Origin of the sequence: Chitinophaga eiseniae, from assembly GCF_900167135.1 — a bacterium.
GTDB lineage: Bacteria > Bacteroidota > Bacteroidia > Chitinophagales > Chitinophagaceae > Chitinophaga > Chitinophaga eiseniae.
Genome location: NZ_FUWZ01000004.1, coordinates 271199 through 277417, shown reverse-complemented (window position 1 = coordinate 277417; position 6219 = coordinate 271199). Strand labels below are relative to the sequence as shown.

The following is a 6219-nucleotide window of genomic DNA, read 5'->3' as shown; positions in this document are numbered from 1 at the left end:
GCATAGGCTAATAATGCTTATTCTGCGGCCGCATACTTCCGTTCGTACAGCAGTTCTTTTTCACCAAACAGGCGTTCGGCGATCATTCCTTTCTCCTCGCACATCTTCACCAGTTTATTGGACTGGATGATGGGATTAGAGGCGTCGGTATATTTGATACTGCTGATAAATTCCAGCCATGGCTCCATTCCCATTGCATATACGTATACCTCCCGGGGATTAAAGATTTCTACCAGCGACATTCCTTTCACGCAATCAGAACCTGCCAGCCGGCGGCTGCTGTCCTGCTCGCGGGTAATCTTCTTCGTCATGAGCGGTCCGTATAACCAGGTCAATGGCGCACCGTCGCACTCCATGCCGAGGAACATCACATCCACATCGCCGATGCTGTCATGAATATGTTTGTACAGCGCCGGCTCGCTGATGCGGGAATCGGCCAGGAACAACAGTTTAAAGCCACTGATCTGTACCAGGTAACAGGCTTTGGACAAGATATTGAGATCGCTGTGCTCTCCGGTGAAAGGTAATCCTGTGATGGTGGTGTTGGTAAACGTGATCGTTTCCATTTCCTCGATGGCTTCTACCTGGTGGAACCCGATATTGCTGAACATTAGCCTTAGGTCGGGGTTTTCCAGCTGGCCGGAGTTGGTACGGGGCACGATCAGGTGTTTGATCTTGTGACGGAGCGGCAGCAATGTTTCGAACAGGATGTGGTCCTGGTGGTTGTGGGTGATCAGCACGTAATCAATAACATCCGGAAGATCGGCATCAGAAAAATGTTCGATATCCGTATCGTAGCCATAGTAGCTGATCAGGGGATCTACGAGGATGCTCACGTCTTTTGTTTCCACCAGGATGCAGGCATGCCCGAAGTAGCGCATACGGATTTTATCCCCGGTATATTTCTTATAAACGGGCGGTGGTGTGGTGGTAAAAAATGTATCGAAGAGGGCCTCGTCTGCCGGGGCTATCCCTAACAAGGTTTTTATATATTCCAGGCTTTGCGGGCTGCGTTTCATCTTCGCCAGTTCATCGATCCCCGCATGATCGAAAGGAATTTCCAGGTGCAGTACGCCGGGTTCATCCAGCCGGGGAGTGCTCAGGCAGAAAGGACGATGGTCGTTTTCCGTTACCCATAAGGCAATGCTCTGAGAAGTCTTGTTATAGAACCGGCTTTTATACAGGAGCGCTTCAAAAAAGCGAAAATCCGCGTTGTTATTCCGGTCGTAAAACAGTTCGACATATCCTTTGAGAATGGGAGGTACTTTTTCATACAGCGTTTCCATGCCCATCCCTTTTCCTTCCGTTTCCAGTAAGCGGTCCAGCTCTTTCACCGCCTTGGCGAATTTCAGCGAAGTGTCCTGTTGTTTCATGGTTTTTTCATACAGGGCATTCACTTCGTCTACACGGTCAACCGGTATATCCATGAAAGGGCCACCCTTCATTTTGGGGTTGAGCACTGCTTCCGCATGCACGGAGGGTTCCATGATAAAGGAGTCCATGATATTAAGATGCCGGCCGACTACGTTCATAGCGGCGGTAGCAGGTGAAATCAGGTGGCTCCAGGCGTACCATCTGTCAAACAGCGGTTCTATTACGACGTTAGGCTTTAAGTAAAATTTATTGCCATTCATGATGATTAAGTTTCGTATTTACAAAAAAGAAGGATCATAAAAGTGTTCCCTCCAGGGTACAGCAGTTTTTACCACGACGTAAAAACCAAGCTTCCCCCGGCGGAAACACTTGTGTATCATGAATGCTACAGGAGGATCCGATTATTCCGGAAGACTGGCAAGTTCCACCCATACCAGCCGTCACCGGATAAAAAATTGTTTCCTGCATACATCCAGACTCTTTAACCAAAAGAACCATGATCTGGTGGTGAGCAAAGGTTGTTAGTCGGCGAGCACGGTGCCAACGCCATCTGCTTTTGCCTTCTCATAAAAATAGACAGCAGTGGCAATATCAAAGACAGCCATTCCCATAGGATTAAACATGACCACTTCTTCCGTACCTGTGTGCCGCAGCCTTTCTTCGCAGATGATATCTACCAGGGAGAGGGTGCCTTCTTTAGTCAGGCCCTGTGTTTTGTGCATCACTTCGATGTCTGTATTCTCCCGGCATACCTCTTCCCAGTCGTCTACCACGATATGATTTGTGTAATTGATGAACTCAGGTACATAATCTCTCAGGGAAATATTCAACTGCAGCGAGCCTTTTTTAGGTACTTTATTGATATATGGTTTTTTAGATACAGTACAGGTCATCAGGATATCCGCGTTCTCGAAAGCTTCTTCCCAGGTCTTAACGATGTTTACTTTCTCTTTCAGGTGAGCGGGGACCAGTGCGTTGTCAAGCGGATTCAGATCGTAGATATTGACATAGTCCAACCGGTCGCCCAGCAAGGTGCTGACCATGTCCAGGTGTTGTTGTCCGATGGGGCCGAAACCAATGATGCCCACGCTTAATTTTTTCTGCTGATTGCGCTGCAGGTATTCTTTCACTACCAGTCCTGTTACCGCGGCGGTACGAACGGCGCTGACATGACTGGTGTTGATGATACAGGCGGGGATACCGGTATCTGCTTCGTTCAATATGGTCACAGAGTTGGCCCGTGGAATATTCTTTTTGATATTATCGGGGAAGCTGGCGATCCACTTTATACCTGAAAAAGAAACTTTACCGCCCACAAATGCCGGCATGGCAATGATACGGTTAGTGAGGTCACGATATCTCAGATATGGTTTGATGGGTTGGGCGAAGTCTCCATCCTTCAGGGTGTAAACGGTTTCGCGGATCTTTTCGATCATTTCTTCCCATTTAACACCCAGTTGTAACAGGTCAGATTTACTTAAATAGTACATGTTTATTATGCTTTTATTTTAGACAGCTTTTCCATCATATTATTCACCCATTTTCTGTCGTATACGTTGTTGACATATGAATCTCCGCGATCCGCACAACAGAAAAGCGTTACAGGCGTACCCTGAACAGCATGTGAGCTAAAATAGTTTTTGATGGCCGCATACACTGCGCCAGAGGAGGCGCCTGCGAATATGTTCTGTTCTTTCACCAGTTCGTGGCAACCGGTTACCAGTTCTTCGTGGGATACGATCATTACCTCGTCGATGATAGCGTGTTCTAAAATGGAGGGAACTTTGCTGGAGCCGAGGCCGGAAACATATCTTTTCTGCGGAGGGATGTTAAAAATAACCGAGCCTTCAATATCGACTGCGACGATGGTAACGTCCGGGAACTTCTCCTTTACTTTCTGGGAGATGCCGCTGATGGTGCCGCAGGAGCTTACTGCAATAAACATGTAGTCAAGCCGATCAAACCTGTCGCAAATTTCCTTTCCGAGGGTATTATAATACCCTTTGAAATTGTCGGGATTGTCGTACTGGTTAGTCCAGAAACTGTTGGGATGCTGGGCGCACAGCGCTTTTACCGTTTCGATCCTGGTGAGGAGGTACCCTCCCGTGCTGTCTTCTTTTTCGACTTTCACCACTTTGTCGGTGAACAGGCGTAACATCGCTTCGTTTTCACGATTGATGTTGGGATCGATAACAGGGATAAACGACAGACCCAGGTCTTTACAGATCCGTGCCAGTGCGATGGCGAAATTACCAGAGCTGGATTCAACGATCAGTGTTTCGCTGTTTACTTTACCATTTCGGATGGCGTTGGAGAGAATACTGAGGGCAGCTCTGTCTTTGATGCTGCCGGAATAATTTCTGTATTCCAGTTTTGTAAAAAGGGAAATACCGGGCATGTTAAGTTCTACAACCGGGGTATTTCCGATCAGGCCGCTGATTTTTTGGAGGGAAGCTAACATATACTCTTAGGTTTCAAATTGGTTTATTCCAATGGCACACAGGATAACAAAGTGTTCTCCATTCATCTATCCGTTGTTGTTTTATATATAGTTTGCGTTTTCTTATTATTTTCTTAAACTTTAGTTGACACAAAACCGACGCTACACCGCAGGGAAGAAAAATTCTCCGTGCAGGTGTGTGACAGTTATTTAAATTCATATAAAGGGAAATCCGGGCGCAACAATCTTAACGACGAATACCAAAAGGCGTGCTGTTAAACTGCCCTCAACTGCATATGCTATGCATGCAATTTACTCCCCGGTGTGACAATTGTAGGGTAGCGATAGCTATATTAACACGACTTTCCGTTTTTAGCTTATTAGCAGGCATGAATAGCAGATCCTCCGGTGAAACAGCAGTTACACCGGTTGGAAAAACCAGACGCGCAGTTTTTTCTTAAATCCCTTTGTGGAAAAGCTCTCTTTCCGACAATACAAATGATAAACCAAGCTTTGCAACTTGATTTAGGGTCGTTCTAAACAGGTTTTAAGGATTACCGACAAACCCATTTACACAAAAGGGTATAAACTTCGCTGCCCGTATCTCCTATTAGTTTCTAAACGTTCATGGGACCAATAAATAAGCAATTAAATAGGGTTCAAAGAATTCAGTTGTGGTGGAAACAACTTTTTCTTGTTTGTCGTAAATACTTTTCAGTTCGTGATAGAAATGTATTCGTTGGTAGAGTAAAGTAAACGAATAATTCTCAAACGACAAAAAGTCTTATCAAGAAAAAATAAAAAATTATTTTTCCCGTAACATACGGAAACGACCAAAAAAACCAGTAATGTCGGCCCTTTCAGCAAATACCATGAAATATTACTTCACTGTATGCTGCCGGCATGTTTTTAAAATTGTTGTCCATCAGCAGGCTGCTACTGCGGTACTATTTACGTTTATAAGAATAATAGGAAACCGAACAATACATCACTGCTGCCGCACCACATTGCGCTGCGGAAAATACAGCAGTTCTTTTGAGGAACGGCCGGACACAAAGCAGTCACTTCCAGTCGTCCGCTTCCAGCAGGAAGATTTCTTCCACCTTAACATTAAAGACCGCAGCGATCTTTAGTGCCAGCAGACTTGACGGAATAAACTTCCCTATCTCTATGGAATGGATAGTCTGCCGTGACACATTAACTTTCCCGGCTAATGCCGCTTGCGAAAGATCATGCCGGGCACGTTCTACCTTAATTGTGTTCTTCATTGGGTCAGTTATGCCATAAAAATATACAGCCTTGCGTAACGGATAATGTTAGCCAGTGCCAATACGATCACCAGCAAAGATTAATGCTGGTCAGACGGGTAGTAACACCCGCAAAGGCTTAGTTTAGTATAGTTCAATTGTCTAAATGTAAAGTAAACTTTACAAAAAAAAGAATTTTTTTCGACGATGAGGATAATATACCTGCATTCAGGGATGCGTCTGGTTTTTACCATTCCTATATTTGCTTCATGTTTACGAAAAACAATACGTTCAAAACCATCATACGATACGGCATCGTTCTTTATTTGTGTATGGCCGCCCATTTGTCGCGGGCGCAGCTCCCACCGGATTCTCTGCAGGCATACAAGATAACCCTGACATCGTCTGAAAAAACAGCCGGCAGTAAAACGCCGACGCCCTCCCTGACAGTCATCTACAGCGCCGACTATTTACGGGCCACACAAAACAGGGGCGACGGGCAGGCAACCACCTGGCTTATCTGGCATGAACGGCGAATGCTGCTTCAAATCGATGGTCAGCAAGGTCTCCCACTCAGTTACGACATCCAGTTAAAAACAAATGTGTACCTGCCGGGAGAAAAGATTGACAGTACGGCGACCACCGCCATCAAACGTTCCGGAGAGTGGGACAACCCCAACGAATACAACGGCCCGGGAATTGGCCGCATAAGCTTCGCAGCAGACACGCTGACGATTGCAGGATACGCCACCAGCAAAGCGGTGATCTATTACACCTACCCTCCTTCATGCACGGACGGCCTTATCCGCAAGACGACGATCTGGTACAGTCGTGAACTGCCGCCCTTTTGCCTGCCTCCCTTTACCTGCCTTCAAAAAATACCCGGCGCCGCCCTGATGATCTGCATAGAAACGACAGATGGTGCAAAAGTATGTTACCAGGCTACTGAAGTTATCCTGCAGCAGCTACCTGCATCGTTTTTCAGGCCGTCAAAAGATATCCGGATCTTTTATCCGCCGAAGCTGTAAATAACTGGCAACAAACAGAAGACGCGGCACCCCTGTCCTGCTCTATATATACCGGGAAACAGGTAGTTACATTTACCCCGCCACAGTTTATTTTTGTTCCATTCAGGCGGGTCGACTTAAAACCGTTTTA

At 46.1% G+C, this 6219-nt stretch carries 5 protein-coding genes; 1 reads left to right on the top strand and 4 read right to left on the bottom strand.

Going from position 1 to position 6219, the window contains the following annotated elements; all coding sequences use genetic code 11:
- Positions 1–17: 17 nt before the first annotated feature.
- The 4 genes from B5D63_RS24850 to B5D63_RS24835 form a co-directional block, all read right to left on the bottom strand.
- The gene (locus B5D63_RS24850) at positions 18–1634 is read right to left on the bottom strand and encodes an MBL fold metallo-hydrolase (protein ID WP_078671574.1); all 1617 of its coding nucleotides are present in this window, start codon (positions 1632–1634) and stop codon (positions 18–20) included.
- Between the two features lie 261 nt (positions 1635–1895).
- Positions 1896–2864 carry a 2,3-diaminopropionate biosynthesis protein SbnB gene (sbnB, locus tag B5D63_RS24845; RefSeq protein WP_078671573.1) on the bottom strand — a complete coding sequence of 323 codons (969 nt, stop codon included), beginning with the start codon at positions 2862–2864 and terminating at the stop codon, positions 1896–1898.
- A 5-nt stretch (positions 2865–2869) separates the two neighbouring features.
- Positions 2870–3835, bottom strand: a complete 966-nt coding sequence (sbnA, locus tag B5D63_RS24840) for a 2,3-diaminopropionate biosynthesis protein SbnA (RefSeq protein ID WP_078671572.1) — start codon at positions 3833–3835, stop codon at positions 2870–2872.
- A 1040-nt stretch (positions 3836–4875) separates the two neighbouring features.
- Positions 4876–5082 carry a helix-turn-helix transcriptional regulator gene (locus tag B5D63_RS24835; protein ID WP_078671571.1) on the bottom strand — a complete coding sequence of 69 codons (207 nt, stop codon included), beginning with the start codon at positions 5080–5082 and terminating at the stop codon, positions 4876–4878.
- A 248-nt stretch (positions 5083–5330) separates the two neighbouring features.
- On the opposite strand from B5D63_RS24835, the gene B5D63_RS24830 reads away from it, so the two are divergent.
- On the top strand, positions 5331–6089 hold the full coding sequence (locus B5D63_RS24830) for a hypothetical protein (RefSeq protein WP_143313076.1): 759 nt from the start codon (positions 5331–5333) through the stop codon (positions 6087–6089).
- Positions 6090–6219: the final 130 nt, after the last annotated feature.